Consider the following 15,347-nt stretch of genomic DNA (forward strand, 5'->3'; position numbering starts at 1 on the left):
CGCCGGCTTTCCCCCGCGCATCCCTCCCTTCGAGGCCGCCTTCATGCTTTCCTCCATCCCCTGGAGCGAACTCGCCTATCTGACGTTGGCACTGCTGGTCGGTGGGATTGTGACTGGCCTGCTCGCCGGACTTCTGGGGGTCGGCGGCGGCGCGGTGATCGTGCCCGTGCTGTATGAGGTGTTTCGCATCATCGGCGTCGCCGAGGACATCCGCATGCAATTGTGCGTCGGCACCTCGCTCGCCATCATCGTGCCCACCTCGCTCCTGTCCTATCGCGCCCACAAGGCGCGCGGCGCGGTGATGGAAGGCGTGCTGAAGACCTGGAGCCTGCCGGCTATACTCGGAATTATCGCGGGTAGCGCCATCGCGGCGTTCCTCGACGGCTGGATTCTCCAGGCGGCCTTCGTGGTGATCGCGAGCTTGATGGGCCTCAAGGCCCTGCTCGGCCGCGCCGAGTGGCGCCTCGGCACCCAATTGCCGGGCAGGGCTGTCATGTGGGGCTACGGCTTCTTCATCGGCCTTGCGGCCTCGCTCATCGGCATCAGCGGCGGCGGCATCTCCAGCATCATTCTTGGGCTGTACGGTGTGCCCATCCATGCTGCCGTCGCCACCTCGGCCGGCATCGGCATGCTGATTCCCATTCCCGGCATCATCGGCTATGCGGTGGCCGGCTGGCCTCACATGTCGGACCTGCCACCCTTTTCCATCGGCTATGTCTCGGCGCTGGGCTTCGCCTGCATGGCGCCGGTGAGCGCGCTGACAGCGCCGTTCGGCGCGCGCCTCGCCCACCGCCTGTCGCGCCGAACGCTGGAAATGGGCTTCGGCCTGTTCCTGCTGGTCATGGCGCTGCGGTTCCTCATCGCCATCATCCTGGGATAGGTCCGCTGGGATAGGTTCAGCGGACCCCGCCTTCACCAGGTGCTGTGGAAGCCGGCCGTGATGCTGCGATTGATCTCGGTGCCGGTGTCGGCCACGGTGGTGGTGAGCACCAGCGGGCCGATCAGATTCTGCTGGGCGCTCAGCGAGGGCAGCCAGGTGTGGCGATCGCTGGCGACGGAGGTGCCGAGGCTGAACCGGGTCCCGGTCTCGTGCACGTTGAGGCTCAGGGATTTATCGCTGCTCCACCCCTCGCCGGAGGAGGTGGGGGCGAGCGTCACAGCATAGCTGTCGCTGACCTGCGCGCTGATATGGCCGCCCAGGTCCCATTCGCGCGAAAAGCTCGTGCCGAGCTGGCTCTTGTCCTGAAGCGGGTCGAGCCGCACGTCCACCGCGCCCTTGTCCCAGAACAGCAGGTTCGAGACGCCCGGCATCGCGACCTTCGCCCAGGCGACCGCGCCGGAAGTGTCGGTTGCGTTCCAGGGCAGGTTGGAACGCGGCTGCACCACCGTGACCGGAGCGGCGGAAACGGAGAGGTCGACGCCAAACTCGGCGGCGCTCCATCCGTTGAGCGCGCCGGCCGCCGTCACCGAGGCGGAACCATCGGCATTGGTCGTGCGCGAAACGCGGGTCGAGACCTCCTGCGCGGCGGCGGGGGCGCTGCCCACGGCCACGAGGAGCAAGGGCACGCATACGGGCGCGAAGGCACGGGGCAAACGGGCTTGCGGCATGTCGTCTCCGTCGATGCGGCACCGCCACGGCCCGAGGGCACGCAGCATTGCCTCAACTTCCAGATCCCAGCCCACCCCAATAGGCCAGAGGCAGGTTAAAGGAATCTTCCCGCAGCGCAATATGCCCCAGCCCCATCCCCCGCTCCTTGCCGAGCGCCCCATTACCGAGCGCCCATGCAACGATCGCATGTCTCGCGCCGACGGCGCCCGCGCGGCCAACTTGCTGGGACGCGCTGGCGCGGCTATCCCCGCCCGAAGGAGACAAAAATGACGCCACCCCGCGAACCCTCTGCCGACGCCACCCATGCCCTGCTGCTGCGCATCGCCGACGCCCTTGAGCGTCTCGCGCCGCCATCCCTGCTCACGCCCGATTTCGAAGCGGCGGACGCCTTCGTGTGGCACACCCAGCCGAACCGCTTCGAGCCGGTGAAGCACGTCAATCGCGTGGACATGGAGCTGCTTCAGGGCATCGACCGGGTGCGTGACCAACTTGTGGACAACACCGAGCGCTTCGCCCGCGGCCTGCCCGCCAACAACGCCCTGCTCTGGGGCGCGCGCGGCATGGGCAAAAGCTCGCTGGTGAAAGCCTCCCACGCCCATATCAACCAAACCGTGCTCGGCCCTGAAGCCGGCGGGCGGCGGCTGAAGCTGGTGGAAATCCATCGCGAGGACATCGAGACCCTGCCGGTCCTGATGTCGCTGGTGCGCGGCTCTCACCATCGCTTCATCGTGTTCTGCGACGATCTCTCCTTCGATGGCGACGACACCACCTACAAGTCGCTGAAGGCGGTGCTGGAAGGCGGCATCGAGGGGCGGCCGGACAATGTGATCTTCTACGCCACGTCCAACCGGCGCCACCTGCTGCCGCGCGACATGATGGAGAATGAGCGCTCCACCGCCATCAATCCCGGCGAGGCCGTGGAGGAGAAGGTTTCGCTCTCCGATCGCTTCGGCCTGTGGCTCGGCTTCCACAAATGCAGCCAGGACGAATATCTGGAGATGGTCGCCGCCTATGTGGCGCACCACAAGATTCCGATGACCGAGGACAAATGGCGTCCGCTGGCACTGGAATGGGCGACCACGCGCGGGTCGCGCTCGGGCCGTACCGCCTGGCAATTCGTGCAGGATCTCGCCGGCCAGCTCGGCGTGGCGCTCGCCCCGACGGCCGGCTGACGCCGCCGCCCATGAAAAAGGCCGGCTCGCAGGAGCCGGCCTTTTCTTTTGCGTGCAGCCGAAACAGCCTCAGTTCCGGGTGACGATGCAGGTGCCGCCCTGGGCCTGGAGCGCGTTGCAGAGGTTGTTCGCTTCCTCGCGCGTCGAGAACGGGCCAACCTGGGCCCGGTAATAAATGCCCTTGTCGCCGAGATCGGCGCGGCGGACCGTCGCCTTATAGCTGCCGAGCAGCTGAGGATACCGGCCCTGGAGCACCTTCCAGGAGCCCATGGCGTCGTTTTCGGACTTCTGCGAGGACACCTGCACCACATACGCGCCATTGGCGACTGCGGCAGGAGCGGCGGCGGCGGGCGCAGCCGCGGAAGCCGCGCCGACGGCCGCTGTGGTGACGGTCTTCGGCGCGGGGGCGCCGGTGGGCAGCGGATTTTGCATCGGCGCATAGGCCGTGGGCGCAATTCCGGGTGGCAGCGCCGAAGCGACCGGAGCGGAGTTTTCGACCAGGCTGCCGTCGGCCCGCACGGCCATGGTCTTCACCCGCTTCGGCTCGGTCGACGGGGTTCCGGCGGCGGCCGGCGGCGCACCGGCGGCGGCAGCTGCCGCTGCGGCGGCGGCGTTCACGTCCATCGGCTGCTCCTCGCGGGGCACGACGCGTTCCGTGCCGGGCGCACCGCCCACGCGGTCATAAATCAGCTTCTGCCCGTCGGCACCGGTCGTGGGCGTGGGACCCGCCACCTTGGTCGGCGCACTGTCCGCCTTGATGACCGGCGGTGGCTCGCCGCTCGTCGAGGATCCGCCGCTTCCCATCATGCGATAGGCGAACAGCCCCCCCGCCGAGGCGACGCCGATGCCGACCACGGACGCCACGATGATCAGCGCCATGCGGCCCTTGCGCTGGCGCGGCTCGGTTTCATAGACCTCCTCGGCGTGAGGCGGCATGTACCCCTCCTCGCCATAGGCGGGGTCGTAGGTGTCGTCATAATCCTCATAGCCGTCACCCTGGGCGGCGCCGCCATAGGCGTAACCGGCCTGGGCGTCCTCCTCCTCGTCCGCATAGCGGGCGGCGGGCGCGGGCGGCTCGCTCGGACGGGACGGCGCGGCCGGGCGGGGATCGTACTCGTCCTGAAGCTGGCGGCCCTCGGCGCGGCGGGAGAGCGAACCATAGCCGAGGCGCACCGACGTGCGGCTCTGCTCGGCGGCGACCTCCTGCTCCAGCGCTTCCCAGCTGGCCTGCGTATCCTGAGCGCGGGGATCCTGAAGGCGGGGATCCTGTTGACGCGGATCCTGGCTACGGGCGCGGGGCGCCATGTCCTCGGCCGGCGTGGCGCGGCCGGAGGGCTCGGGAGCGGCGCCGTCGCGAGCGCCACGGCGGCCCGGCTGCCAATCCTCGAACCGGCGCTCCACCGGCGGGGCGGGAAACTGCGGGGCCTGTGCAGGCTCCGGACGGGCCGCGCGGGCGCGGGGCGCGGGCGCCGGGGGCGGCTGGTCCTGCCCCATCTCCGCGAAATCGGCGAACGGGTCCTGATCGCCGATCAGCCGTGCCAGTTCCGCCAGCGCGTCTTCATTGCGCGGACGGCGAGAAGCGGGAGTCGCGGCCGCCGACGGCGCCTGACTGGCGTATTCGTCATCGCGCCGGTAGCGCAAGCTGCTTTCGTCGCCCATGTGGCCTCAATCGTGTTTGGTAGGACCGGAACTCCGCACCCTCCAAACCCAACCTTACGGCACACGGGTCGGAACGGACGACGCGGTCACTTCAATTCCTGAACAGCCTCAACCCCCAGCACCAACAGCCCGGAAGCGAGCACCGCTGCCACGCCGTGAACCAAGGCCAGACGTGCTAAGGTCAATTCTCGATCATTCTCCATAATGAAGCGTAAATGTGGCAATTCATTTCCGCGATTCCACTGCCCGTGAAAATCGCTGGCCAAATCGTGCAAATAAAAGGCGATCCGGTGGGGTTCGCGCGCGGCGGCGGCCTGTTCAACGAGCCGCGGCCATGCCGCGAGGCGCGCGAGTAGCCCCAACTCCCCCGGATCGTCCAGCCGCTCCAGCGGAGCGTGGGCATAAACTTCCGCTGTTTCCGGCAAAGATGCAATCTGTTCTTTGGCTTTGCGCAGGATCGAATGGGCGCGGGCGTGCGCATACTGCACGTAGAAGACCGGATTTTCCCGAGACTGCTCGATCACCTTGGCGAGATCGAAGTCCAGCGGCGCGTCATTCTTGCGGAACAGCATCATGAAGCGCACCGCGTCGCGGCCGACCTCGTCCACCACCTCGCGCAAGGTGACGAAGGAGCCCGCGCGCTTCGACATGCGCACCGGCTCGCCATTGCGATACAACCGCACCAGCTGGCACAATTCCACGTCCAGGCTCGCCTGGCCGCCGGTCACGGCCTTCACCGCCGCCTGCATGCGCTTGACATAGCCGCCATGGTCGGCGCCCCACACGTCGATCATGCGACGGAAGCCGCGATCGAACTTGTCCTTGTGATAGGCGATGTCGCCGGCAAAATAGGTGTAGCTGCCGTCCGACTTCACCAGCGGGCGATCCACGTCGTCACCGAAATCGGTGGAGCGGAACAGGCTCTGCTCGCGATCCTCCCAATCCTCGATCGGCGCGCCCTTGGGCGGCGGCAGGCGGCCTTGGTACACCTCGCCCGAACGGCGCAGCTGCTCGATCATCAGGCCGACCCGGTCGGCGCCCACGGTCAGCGAGCGCTCGGAGAAGAACACGTCGAACTCGATGCCCAGCGCGGCGAGATCGGCGCGGATCATCACCATCATGGCACCGATGGCGAAGCTGCGGAACACCGGAAGCCATTCGCTCTCGGGCGCCTCCAGGAACGCGCCGCCGTGCATTCCGGCCAGTTCCTGGCCTACGGGAACGAGATAGTCGCCCGGATAGAGGCCGTCGGGAATTTCCGCCGCCTCGCCGGTGGCCGCCTCGCGATAGCGCAGGAACACCGAGCGCGCGAGCACGTCCACCTGGGCGCCGGCATCGTTGATGTAATATTCCCGCGTCACCTTGTAGCCGGCAAACGCCAGCAGGCTCGCCATGGCATCGCCGAACACAGCGCCGCGGCAATGGCCCACATGCATGGGGCCGGTGGGATTCGCGGACACATATTCCACGTTCACCGGAACGTTATCGCCCATGGTGGAGCGGCCGAAATCGCGACCCGCGCGCAGGATGGCGGCGAGCACCACCGGCCAGAAGGCGGCATCCAGGGTCAGGTTGATGAAGCCGGGGCCGGCCACATCCACCTTGGCCACGCGCGGCACGGCGGCGAGCTTGGCGGCGATGCGCTCGGCGAGATCGCGCGGCTTCATGCCGGCGTCCTTGGCGAGCACCATTGCGGCATTGGTGGCGAGATCGCCATGGGTCGGATCGCGCGGCGGCTCCACCACGATGCGGCCGAGATCGAGACCCTCGGGCGTGCGGCCTTCCCCCAACTGGCCCTGGCGGGCAAGCTCGGCGACGGCTTCTCGCACGTGATCGGCGAAGATCGCGTAGACGTTCATGGGGCATTCCAATGTGGTGAGAGCACGGGGCGCCTAACGCAAATCCGGCGTCGAGTCAAAATAGCGGGCGTGCTGGTCCAGGGCATAACGGTCGGTCATGCCGGCGATATAATCGGCGACGCGGCGGATCAGGCGGGGCGTGTCGGAGGGGTCGATGTCGCGCCGCCAGTCGGGGGGCATGTCGTCCGGGGCGCTCAGGAAATGGGCGAACAGGTCGCGCACCACCTGCGCCGCGTCGGCCATGATGCGGTTGACGCGTTCATGCCGATACATGCGCGGAAACAAAAATCCCTTGATCGCCGCCTCCGCCGCCTGCACCTCGGCGGAAAAGCCCACGAGCGGCCGGCCCAGCGCCCGCACCTCCTCGACGCTGGCGACCCCCGCCGCCGCGGCGCGCCGGTCGGTCTCGCACACCACATCCTCGATGAAGCGGGTGATGACCCGGCGCATCATCTCATAGGCGGTGCGGTTTTTGTCGAGCGCCGGCCACAGCGCACGCACCTCGGCGAGCGCGTCGCCCACCAGCGGCAGGCCGGCGAGATCCTCCAGCGCGAACAGACCGGCGCGCAGGCCGTCGTCGATGTCGTGCACGTCATAGGCGATGTCGTCGGCGAGCGCGGCGGCCTGCGCCTCGGGGCCGGCATGGCTCCACAATTCCAGATCCTGGGCGGCGGAATGGACGGTCACCGCATGGGGCAGGCCGGCGGCATAGCGCCCGATGCCCCTGCCCTGCCGGTCGGTCATCGGGCCATTGTGCTTGATGATGCCTTCCAGCGTCTCCCAGGTGAGATTGAGCCCGTCGAAGGCCGCGTAGCGCCGTTCCAGGCGGGTCACCATGCGCAGCGACTGGGCATTGTGATCGAACCCGCCATGGGCCTGGAGGCACACGTCGAGCGCGCGTTCCCCAGCATGGGCGAACGGGGGATGGCCGAGATCATGGGCAAGGCCCAGCACCTCCGCCAGATCCTCGTCGAGCCCGAGCGCGCGGGCGATGGAACGCGCCACCTGCACCACTTCCAGCGTATGGGTGAGGCGGGTGCGGAAATGGTCGCCTTCATGAAACACGAAGACCTGGGTCTTGTGCTTCAGCCGGCGGAAGGCCGTGGAATGGATGACGCGGTCGCAATCGCGGCGAAACACATTGCGGCTGCCCTCCGGCTCGGGATGCAGCCGGCCACGGGAACGCAGGGGGTCACTGGCGTAGGATACGCGCGGGGTCGATCCCAAAACCGCCATCACCACCCCTATGCCCTTTAATTTACGCGCGGCCGCACTTAACTATCATGTCGAACACTGATCAACCGTCGAAGGCCGCCATGTCCAGCGCCGTGACACCACAGACCGCTTCTTCTCCCCCGCCCGCTCCGGGTCCCTTCATCGTCACCGACAGCGCGGCCCGCCGCGTGGCGCAGATCCTCGCTGGCGAAGCGCCGGAAAGCGCGCTGCGGGTCAGCGTCGAGGGCGGCGGCTGCTCGGGCTTCCAATATCGCTTCGATGTCACGCAAAATCGGGACAGCGAGGATCTGGTGATTGAGCGCGCGGGCGCCACCATCCTGGTGGACAAGGTTTCGCTCGATTATCTCGCGGGCTCGCGCCTCGATTTCGTCGATGACCTGATCGGCGCGGCGTTCAAGATCGACAATCCGCAGGCCACCTCCTCCTGCGGCTGCGGCACCAGCTTTTCGCTCTGATTCCGGGCGCGGGGCACCGCGTTTCGCGGCACCGCCGCGTTCGCGGGCAAGCGTCCAGCGCGATGAAGTCTTAAGTCGCGGCGGCGGTCGCGGGCTTGGCGTTTTTGCGCCGTAGCCAATTGGTCACGCGCACTTCCAGCACCCTCTGGCTTGCCCAGGCGAGTGCGAGGCTGGGCGGTAGCGCGAGCGCGAAGAAGATCGGCATCGACCAGTTCCCCGCCAGCGCGACCACGCCGGATTTGTAGAGGCCGAGCTTCACGAACGCCATGGCGATGGGGTGCCAGAGATAGAAGCTGTAGCTGATGGTGCCCATCCACAGCATGGCCGGCGTCCGCAGGATGCGTCCGAGAACCCCCGCGCCTGACGACATGCCGATGAACAGGATATAGGCCAGCAGGAGCGAGAGCGGCATCAGCAGGCTGCGCCAGTCGGCAAACGTGAGGAAGGCGAGCAGCGTCAGCTTCTTGGTCGCGGCGATCTCGATCACCGTGTGCCAGACCGCCAGGAACGCGACCAGCGCCAGCAGCGAAAACCGCGTACCGGCCCAGCGGGCAAGCGGCGGCACGGCGTTCAGCGCGACCAAGACGCCGGGAATGAACATCAGCGCCGGTGTGTGGATCCACAGCAGCGGCGCGGCCGCCGCGATCGGCAGCGCATAGCCCCAGCGGCCCATGAGCGCATACAGCGCAAAGCCAGAGGCGCACACAAGATAGAACGCGAACTCGTAGCTCAGCGACCATGCGGCCGGGTGGATCAGCGGAACCGGGACCACCGGCGGCATGGCCAGCAGGTTCGCCGGCAGCGCGGCGATCAATGCCATGGGCGGCACCCCTTCCGGGCGCCCGCCGGCGATATTCATGGCGAGGAAGATCACCACCGTCACCCACAGCACCGGGAAGATGCGGGTGGAGCGATTCCACAGGAAAGCGGCGGCACTGCGCGAACGGCGCAGCGACCCGATGATCACGATACCGCTGATGCCGAAGAACAATTCCACCGAGTGGGACAGGCTCATCAGGGCGAAATGCAGCGGACCGACGGTCACGGCGGCGGGCGCCGGCAGGGCCGAATTGATGACGTGATAGAAGAAGATCATGGCGCAGAACAGGCCGCGCGCGCCCTGGATATTGGCATTGAGCGCATGGCCGGACAGCATGCCGCCCGCCGGGTCCGGCGCGGAGGAAATCTGTGCCGGTTCGCCGCCCACGCTCGCCCCGCTGTCTGCCCGCGCGGCGATTCACCGTGCGTGAAGCAAGCACCTAGCACCAATCGCGGCGCCGCATCAGCCGCGCCGCGAAAAATCCGCCGGGCGGCTCAGTCCGGCGATTTCAGGTGCAGCGGCCAGGCGCCGTTCAGGCAAGCGAACATGCGTTCCGTGCGGGCGATGATCAGCAGGTCCGGCTTGAAATTATAGATGTCCGCATAATCGAAATCACACGCGCCGAAGGTGGTGCGGCTGAAATGCATCCACCCGGCCTCGGAGACGGGGGTGTAGCCGAACAAAGCGGGCCAGATGTCGACCGTGTAGGAATCGCCGACCACCAGCACGCGCGGGCCTTCCTTGCGGTAGCGGATCACATAGCCATTAAAGCCGCGCGCCTCGTGCTGGAGCCGCAGGGCCGGGTCCGGCTCCTTCTTGATGCCGGGCGGCAGGCGCAATTCATAGTTCATGTCCGGCAAGGGCGGCTTGAGGCGCAAGGTGCGCGCGAGGTCGCCTATCAGCATGGGCTGAAGCGGACCGATCACCTTTTTCACGTCGAGCTGCCAATCGGGATGCCCAGCCGCCGCGACGGTGGCGTTGAAGGCCAGGACCGCGCTGAGGCTGGTCCAATGGGTGTCATTGGGCAGATAGCGGCGCGCGTCGGGCGAGGCCCTGAGCACCTTGCGCAGATCCACGGCCGTGATGCCGGCCTTGGCGAGCCCCTGGAGCATAAGAGTATATTCGGTCGTGCGTTGCGGCACGCGGTCCTGCCATGCGGGCAGATTTTCCGTATCCACCGACTGCGTATTGGGCGGCAGGGCAACCACCATCTTTACGCCATGGGGCGCGAGATGGTCGCGCAGGCTTTCCATCAGCTCGACGAAGCGGTTCACCGCGCCCGTGCGCACCAATTGTCCGGCCGATTGCTCGGGCGCGCGCTGGCCGGACCAGAACATCTGACCGTTGCGGCCGAAATAGACGTTTTTGGTATCCGGCGAATGGACCAGGTCGCGCAATTCCCGGCGGGCCATCGGCATGGTCGCGCGGAATCCGAAATTGTCCTGAAGATAAAGCCCGGCAGCCTGAAGCTGTCCGTGCATGCGGCCGAACCAGCTGGCATCGGGCTTGGCACCGCCGCGCCAGATGCCGCGGCCGAGAGGATCCGGCACCACATTGCTCAGCAGGAGGGCCACAAGGATACCCATGATGAGGATGCCCATGTAGCGGCGATACGAAACGAGCAAGCCAAAGCCTCACAGTCACGGATCAGGATGCCGACGCCAAAGCCGCGATATGCGGCCTCAAAGCCTCATTCACATGGGCCGTCATCGGCACAAAGATCAACAATCCTCTGGTTTCCGAATGCAAACAGTGTTTCCCGCGGTGTAAACGGCCTCAATCGGGCGGCGGCGGCAGATTGTCGGGCCATTTGTTCTTCAGGCACGGAAACAGCCGCTCGGTGCGCGCGATGATCAGCACGTCGGGATTGAAATCGCGGATATCGGCGAAATCGAAATCGCAGGCGCCCGAGGAGAAGCGGCTGAAGTGCATCCACCCCACCTCGGCCACCGGGGTAAAGCCGAACAGGCCGGGCCATTGGGTGGCGGTATAGGAATCGCCCACCACCAGCACGCGCGGTCCGCTCTCGCGGAAGCGGATGGCATAGGGCGTGAACTGGCGCGATTCGGTCTTCAGGCGCAGCGCCGGATGGGGCCGCTTGACCCAGGCCGGATCGAAATTGAGGCGTTGGTTTTCATCGGCCAGGGGCGTCTTGATCCGCAGCAGGCGCGCAAGATCGCCCTGCGGGATCGGCTCCATCGGCCCCACGGCTTTGCTCAGATCCACCTGCCAGTCGGGATGGCCGGCGGCCACCATGGTGGCATTGAACGCGATGGCCGCGCTCATATGGGTCCAATGGGTGTCGTTGGGCAGGTAATGGCGCACGCCCGGCGCGGCCTTCAGCACCGCGCGCAGATCCACGGCGGTGATGCCGTCCTTCTGGAGGTCCGCCAGCATGAGCGAATATTCGGTCGGGCGCGGACGCACATATTTGTACCAGGTGGGCAGATCGTTCACGTCCACAGTCTGGGCATTGGGCGGGATGGCGACCACCAGCTTGGTGTGGGGAAGCCGGTCCTGCATCGCCTTCATGAGGGCGACGAAGCGCTCCACCGCGTGCACCCGGTACAATTGCCCGGCGGTCTGCTCCGGCGCGCGCTCGCCCGACCAGAACATCTGTCCGTTGGGCCCGATGTAGAGGATCGTGGTGTCCGGCGACCAGACCAGATCCCGCAAGGTCCGCCGGACCACCGGCATGGAGGCGCGAAAGCCGAAATTATCCTGAAGATAGAAGCCGAAGCTGCGCAGATTGCCGTGGAGGCGCTGGAAGAATCCCGCATCCTCGCGCGGCAGGCCGCGCCAGGTGTGGAAGCCCAGCGGATCGGGAATGAGATTGCTGAGCAGCAGCAGCGTCAGGATGCCCATCACCAGGGCACCCATGTAGCGGCGATAGGAGACCAGCAGTGCCATGCCTCAGAACCGATAATAGAGGAAGGGCGTGCCCATTCCGCCACCGATCCACACCACGCTGAACAGCATCAGCAGGGCGATCATCACATAATCGCCGACAGCGAGCAGCGGTTTCATCGCCGGCGACCAGCGGATGCGCGGCCACTTCCACAGGCCGATGATGCCGCCGACCACCAGAGCGGCGATCGACAGCGGATACAGGCCGAAGCCGAACGCAACGCTGTATCCGCCCACGCCATTGAAGCCGAACAGGCCCTGGAACATGGCGATGGCGCCATCGAAGGTCTCGGCGCGGAACCAGACCCAGCCGAGAAACACCGCCAGCAGCGTGTAGATATGGGCGAATGCGGCCGGCATGCGCTTCAATATCTTGCCGAGCCCGGCGCGCTCGATCACCAGGAAGGCGCCGTGATGGGCGCCCCAGATGACGAAATTCCAGCTCGCCCCGTGCCACAGGCCGCACAGCAGGAACACCGCCCACAGATTCGCATAAGTGCGCACCACGCCGCGCCGGTTGCCGCCGAGCGTGATGTAGACGTAGTCCCGCAGCCAGGACGACAGGCTCATGTGCCAGCGGCGCCAGAAATCGGTGATGCTGAGCGAGGCGTAGGGAATGCGGAAATTGCGCGGCAGGGTGAATCCCACCATCACGCCCAGGCCCACCGCCATGGCGGAATAGCCGCCGAAGTCGAAATAGATCTGAATCGCGTAGGCATAGACCCCGGTCCACGCCTCCAGCAGCGTCGGATGGGAGGTGCCGTCGAACACGGCGTCCACCATGCGCGCGACCTCGTCGGCGATCAGCACTTTCCAGGCGAGGCCGAGCGCGAACAGCCGCGCGCCGGCGGAGAAGCGGCCCCAGGTGGTGCGCCGGTCCGACAATTGATGCGCGACAAGCGAATATCGCACGATCGGACCCGCCACCAATTGCGGGAACATGGTCATGTATAGAATGAATTCCCACGGATCACGATTGGCGCGCACCCGGCCCTTATAGATATCCGCGATGTAGGAAATCGCATGGAACGAGTAGAATGAAATACCAAGCGGCAGGGCAATATTTGGATTTACGATATAAATTCCAAGCGGATGCAGGAGGAAATCGAGATTGTCGATCAAGAATCCGGTATATTTGAAAAATCCGAGCATCAGGACATTGAAGATCACGCCCAGAATGAGAAAACGCTTGCGCCGCGCGCCCTCATTTTTGTCGACCGCCAAAGCGACATAATAATTCACGGCGATCGAAAACAGCAGAATCAAAAGGTGCGGCGTGTATCCGACTGAATAAAAAATCAGCGAGAAGACAACGAAAATAAAATTCTTCGTCTTGATCTGCTTCGCCGAAAAATACAGCAGCAGGAAGAGCGGAAGAAAATAGAATAGAAACTGAATGGATGCGAAGGTCATACGATCGGGGCCGGCAGGGTCACGAGAAGGGGTCCGAAATGGCATCCTTTCGCCCGTCAGGCAAGCCTCAATCCTAGTTTGCGCGACGGCAGCTCTGCACTATCCTGCCTATTCTCTCGGGAGTGTGACCGATGCGTATCGCCACCTGGAACGTAAACTCCATCCGCCAGCGGCTGGACCATGCCGTGCGCTGGCTGGGCGAGGCGCAGCCCGACGTCGTGTGCCTGCAGGAAATCAAGTGCCAGACCGAGGCCTTCCCCCGCGAACCGTTCGAGGCGCTCGGCTATAATGTTTCCGTGCACGGGCAGAAGACCTTCAATGGTGTGGCCATGCTCTCCAAGCTGCCGCTGGAGGACGTGACCCACGGGCTCGCCGGCAATGAAGAGGATGTCCAGGCCCGCTTCATCGAGGCCGTCATCTCCACCAAGGGCGGCGCGGTGCGCGTGTGCTGCATCTATCTGCCCAACGGCAATCCGGTCGGCACGGAAAAATATCCCTACAAGCTCAATTTCATGGAGCGCCTGCACGCCTTCGCCGCCGACCGGCTCGCGCTGGAGGAGCCGCTCTTGCTGTGCGGGGATTTCAATGTGATTCCGGCCGAGGCCGATGCGGCGGACCCTTCCGCCTGGGTCAATGACGCCCTGTTCCTGCCGCAGACGCGGGAGGCGTTCCGCGCGCTCACCCATCTCGGGCTGGTGGATGCGGTGCGGGCGACCTCGGACAGCGCCAAGCTCTACAGCTTCTGGGATTATCAGGCCGGCGCCTTCCAGCGCGACCTCGGCATCCGCATCGACCATCTGCTGCTGTCGCCCCAGGCGGCCGATACGCTGATCGCGGCCGGCATCGACAAGCACGTGCGGGCCTGGGAAAAGCCGTCCGATCACGTGCCGGTGTGGGTGGATCTCAAGATCGCGGCCTGATCACACCGCGGGCTCGGCGCTGGGGAAGCGGTTTCGGGGCAAAACCGCCCTACCCGGCGCTCAAACCGCGTCGCGCGCTCAGCGCTGTGCGGTCTTCAGCCATTGTTCGAGATATTGTAGCGCCTGTGCGCGTTCCTCGGGCGTCGCCTCGGCGAAGGCGTCCTCATAAAGGTCGACCACCCATTTGTCCTGCGGGGCAGCGGCCCCGTCGCGGGCGAGGGTCAGCCACATCAGGCCGCGGGCGCCCTGCCGGTTGATGCCGTCGTCGCCCCGGAACAGCATGTTGCCGAGCAGCGCCTGGGCCTCATACTGCCCCTTCTGGGACGACAGGATGAGCCAGCGCGCCGCCTGACGTGGGTCGCGCGGCGTGCCGACGCCGTCCAGATACATCTTGCCGAGCCGATACTGGGCTTCCGAATCCCCGAAATAGGATGCGGCATAGGAATACATGTCGCGGGCGCGCCCCGCGTCCCGCCGCACCGACGAATTGGGTATGCCATGGAGATAATAGCCGCCGAGCGCCACGAACGCGCTCGCGACAAACCGCGCCTGGGCGGTGCCGGGATAATCCTCGGCATGGCTGTTGGCGACCCGGCTGAAATATTCGAACGCCTTGATGTCGTCGCGCTTCACGCCATCGCCGTCGGCATACATGCGGCCCAGCTTCCATTGGGCGGCGGGGTGGCCCTGGTCGGCGGCATAGCGCAGGGCATCCACGCCCTTGGCGGTCTGGCCGAGCCGCAGCGCCTGCGCGCCGGAGCGGAACGCCTCGTCCACCGGCCGCACGCCGGGGGTGACGGGCACATTGGCCGGCGGCGTCAATTGCTCGGGCACGGTGTGGTCCGATTGGGCATTGCCGTCGAACGCGAGCGCGGGGCTCGCCAGCACGCCACACAGCAGCAGCGCCGCCGCGAACGTCTCCCGATACGGACGTTTCTCCGGCTGGGACGCGCAGATGCAACGCCCGACACGGGACGCGCGACGCTTCAGCAGGGACTGGCTCTTGCTAACCATGATCGCGGAAAGATGCCATGGCGGGGGGGCGAGATCGGGGCCGCGCCAAGGCCAAGCCGAGGATTCTCCTGGGCGCCCCTGTGCTTTTGCCGCAATCAATAGACCGCAACCGGCCTTATGCCCTGTCATCCGGGATCACCCTCGACGTGGCGGCCGGAAAGACTTTCCGAGCAACTGAACGCGCCACGTGCAGAGCTTCGATTACACGCGGTTTTGTGGCGGCTTCGCGGCGCGCGCCGCCGCAGGCCGGGTCCGTGGCTGGAATGCTTCCAGGTGTTGCTCA

Annotated in this window: 13 protein-coding genes; 4 read left to right on the forward strand and 9 right to left on the reverse strand. The window is 66.0% G+C overall.

Annotated elements, in window-relative coordinates:
• The first annotated feature begins 43 nt into the window (after positions 1 to 43).
• Entirely contained in the window at positions 44 to 880 is an 837-nt protein-coding gene (locus tag V5G24_RS12420) for a sulfite exporter TauE/SafE family protein (protein ID WP_394082263.1), read from the forward strand.
• Between the two features lie 32 nt (positions 881 to 912).
• Here V5G24_RS12420 and V5G24_RS12425 read toward each other — a convergent pair whose 3' ends face one another.
• Entirely contained in the window at positions 913 to 1,608 is a 696-nt protein-coding gene (locus tag V5G24_RS12425; protein WP_394082261.1) for a hypothetical protein, read from the reverse strand.
• Positions 1,609 to 1,875: 267 nt separating this feature from the next.
• On the opposite strand from V5G24_RS12425, the gene V5G24_RS12430 reads away from it, so the two are divergent.
• The gene (locus V5G24_RS12430) at positions 1,876 to 2,781 is read left to right on the forward strand and encodes an ATP-binding protein (protein WP_394082259.1); all 906 of its coding nucleotides are present in this window, start codon (positions 1,876 to 1,878) and stop codon (positions 2,779 to 2,781) included.
• 69 nt (positions 2,782 to 2,850) lie between these two features.
• Here the strand turns inward: V5G24_RS12430 and V5G24_RS12435 are convergent, their stop codons facing one another.
• The 3 genes from V5G24_RS12435 to V5G24_RS12445 form a co-directional block, all read right to left on the reverse strand.
• Positions 2,851 to 4,440, reverse strand: coding sequence for an SPOR domain-containing protein (locus tag V5G24_RS12435; RefSeq protein ID WP_394082257.1), 1,590 nt, complete (start codon positions 4,438 to 4,440; stop codon positions 2,851 to 2,853).
• Positions 4,441 to 4,526: 86 nt separating this feature from the next.
• Positions 4,527 to 6,299, reverse strand: coding sequence for an arginine--tRNA ligase (gene argS / locus V5G24_RS12440; RefSeq protein WP_394082255.1), 1,773 nt, complete (start codon positions 6,297 to 6,299; stop codon positions 4,527 to 4,529).
• Positions 6,300 to 6,332: 33 nt separating this feature from the next.
• Positions 6,333 to 7,535, reverse strand: coding sequence for a deoxyguanosinetriphosphate triphosphohydrolase (locus V5G24_RS12445; RefSeq protein WP_394082253.1), 1,203 nt, complete (start codon positions 7,533 to 7,535; stop codon positions 6,333 to 6,335).
• Between the two features lie 80 nt (positions 7,536 to 7,615).
• Between V5G24_RS12445 and erpA the strand changes: the two genes are divergently transcribed.
• Positions 7,616 to 7,990, forward strand: coding sequence for an iron-sulfur cluster insertion protein ErpA (erpA, locus tag V5G24_RS12450; protein WP_394082251.1), 375 nt, complete (start codon positions 7,616 to 7,618; stop codon positions 7,988 to 7,990).
• A 70-nt stretch (positions 7,991 to 8,060) separates the two neighbouring features.
• On the opposite strand, the gene V5G24_RS12455 is transcribed toward erpA, so the two are convergent.
• The 4 genes from V5G24_RS12455 to V5G24_RS12470 form a co-directional block, all read right to left on the reverse strand.
• On the reverse strand, positions 8,061 to 9,197 hold the full coding sequence (locus tag V5G24_RS12455; protein ID WP_394082249.1) for an acyltransferase family protein: 1,137 nt from the start codon (positions 9,195 to 9,197) through the stop codon (positions 8,061 to 8,063).
• 107 nt (positions 9,198 to 9,304) lie between these two features.
• Positions 9,305 to 10,435 (reverse strand): alginate O-acetyltransferase AlgX-related protein, encoded by a 1,131-nt coding sequence (locus V5G24_RS12460; protein WP_394082247.1) that lies wholly within the window; start codon positions 10,433 to 10,435, stop codon positions 9,305 to 9,307.
• Positions 10,436 to 10,586: 151 nt separating this feature from the next.
• The gene (locus V5G24_RS12465) at positions 10,587 to 11,720 is read right to left on the reverse strand and encodes an alginate O-acetyltransferase AlgX-related protein (protein WP_394082245.1); all 1,134 of its coding nucleotides are present in this window, start codon (positions 11,718 to 11,720) and stop codon (positions 10,587 to 10,589) included.
• Positions 11,721 to 11,723: 3 nt separating this feature from the next.
• Positions 11,724 to 13,130: an MBOAT family O-acyltransferase gene (locus tag V5G24_RS12470; RefSeq protein WP_394082243.1), complete on the reverse strand. Its 1,407-nt coding sequence runs from the start codon at positions 13,128 to 13,130 to the stop codon at positions 11,724 to 11,726.
• 131 nt (positions 13,131 to 13,261) lie between these two features.
• Between V5G24_RS12470 and xth the strand changes: the two genes are divergently transcribed.
• On the forward strand, positions 13,262 to 14,050 hold the full coding sequence (gene xth, locus V5G24_RS12475; RefSeq protein ID WP_394082241.1) for an exodeoxyribonuclease III: 789 nt from the start codon (positions 13,262 to 13,264) through the stop codon (positions 14,048 to 14,050).
• Between the two features lie 78 nt (positions 14,051 to 14,128).
• Here xth and V5G24_RS12480 read toward each other — a convergent pair whose 3' ends face one another.
• Complete coding sequence (locus tag V5G24_RS12480) at positions 14,129 to 15,064, reverse strand: tetratricopeptide repeat protein (protein WP_394082239.1); 936 nt, start codon at positions 15,062 to 15,064, stop codon at positions 14,129 to 14,131.
• Positions 15,065 to 15,347: the final 283 nt, after the last annotated feature.

The organism is Roseixanthobacter finlandensis (genome assembly GCF_043195105.2).
In the GTDB taxonomy this organism is placed as follows: Bacteria; Pseudomonadota; Alphaproteobacteria; order Rhizobiales; family Xanthobacteraceae; genus NCEH01.

What these genes read in the sequence shown, in the direction of transcription:
- erpA (WP_394082251.1), top strand. Translation starts at nt 7,616, where the DNA reads ATGTCCAGCGCCGTGACACCACAGACCGCTTCTTCTCCCCCGCCCGCT.
- V5G24_RS12480 (WP_394082239.1), bottom strand. Translation starts at nt 15,064, where the DNA reads ATGGTTAGCAAGAGCCAGTCCCTGCTGAAGCGTCGCGCGTCCCGTGTC.
- xth (WP_394082241.1), top strand. Translation starts at nt 13,262, where the DNA reads ATGCGTATCGCCACCTGGAACGTAAACTCCATCCGCCAGCGGCTGGAC.
- V5G24_RS12425 (WP_394082261.1), bottom strand. Translation starts at nt 1,608, where the DNA reads ATGCCGCAAGCCCGTTTGCCCCGTGCCTTCGCGCCCGTATGCGTGCCC.
- V5G24_RS12420 (WP_394082263.1), top strand. Translation starts at nt 44, where the DNA reads ATGCTTTCCTCCATCCCCTGGAGCGAACTCGCCTATCTGACGTTGGCA.
- V5G24_RS12435 (WP_394082257.1), bottom strand. Translation starts at nt 4,440, where the DNA reads ATGGGCGACGAAAGCAGCTTGCGCTACCGGCGCGATGACGAATACGCC.
- V5G24_RS12430 (WP_394082259.1), top strand. Translation starts at nt 1,876, where the DNA reads ATGACGCCACCCCGCGAACCCTCTGCCGACGCCACCCATGCCCTGCTG.
- V5G24_RS12445 (WP_394082253.1), bottom strand. Translation starts at nt 7,535, where the DNA reads ATGGCGGTTTTGGGATCGACCCCGCGCGTATCCTACGCCAGTGACCCC.
- argS (WP_394082255.1), bottom strand. Translation starts at nt 6,299, where the DNA reads ATGAACGTCTACGCGATCTTCGCCGATCACGTGCGAGAAGCCGTCGCC.
- V5G24_RS12470 (WP_394082243.1), bottom strand. Translation starts at nt 13,130, where the DNA reads ATGACCTTCGCATCCATTCAGTTTCTATTCTATTTTCTTCCGCTCTTC.
- V5G24_RS12465 (WP_394082245.1), bottom strand. Translation starts at nt 11,720, where the DNA reads ATGGCACTGCTGGTCTCCTATCGCCGCTACATGGGTGCCCTGGTGATG.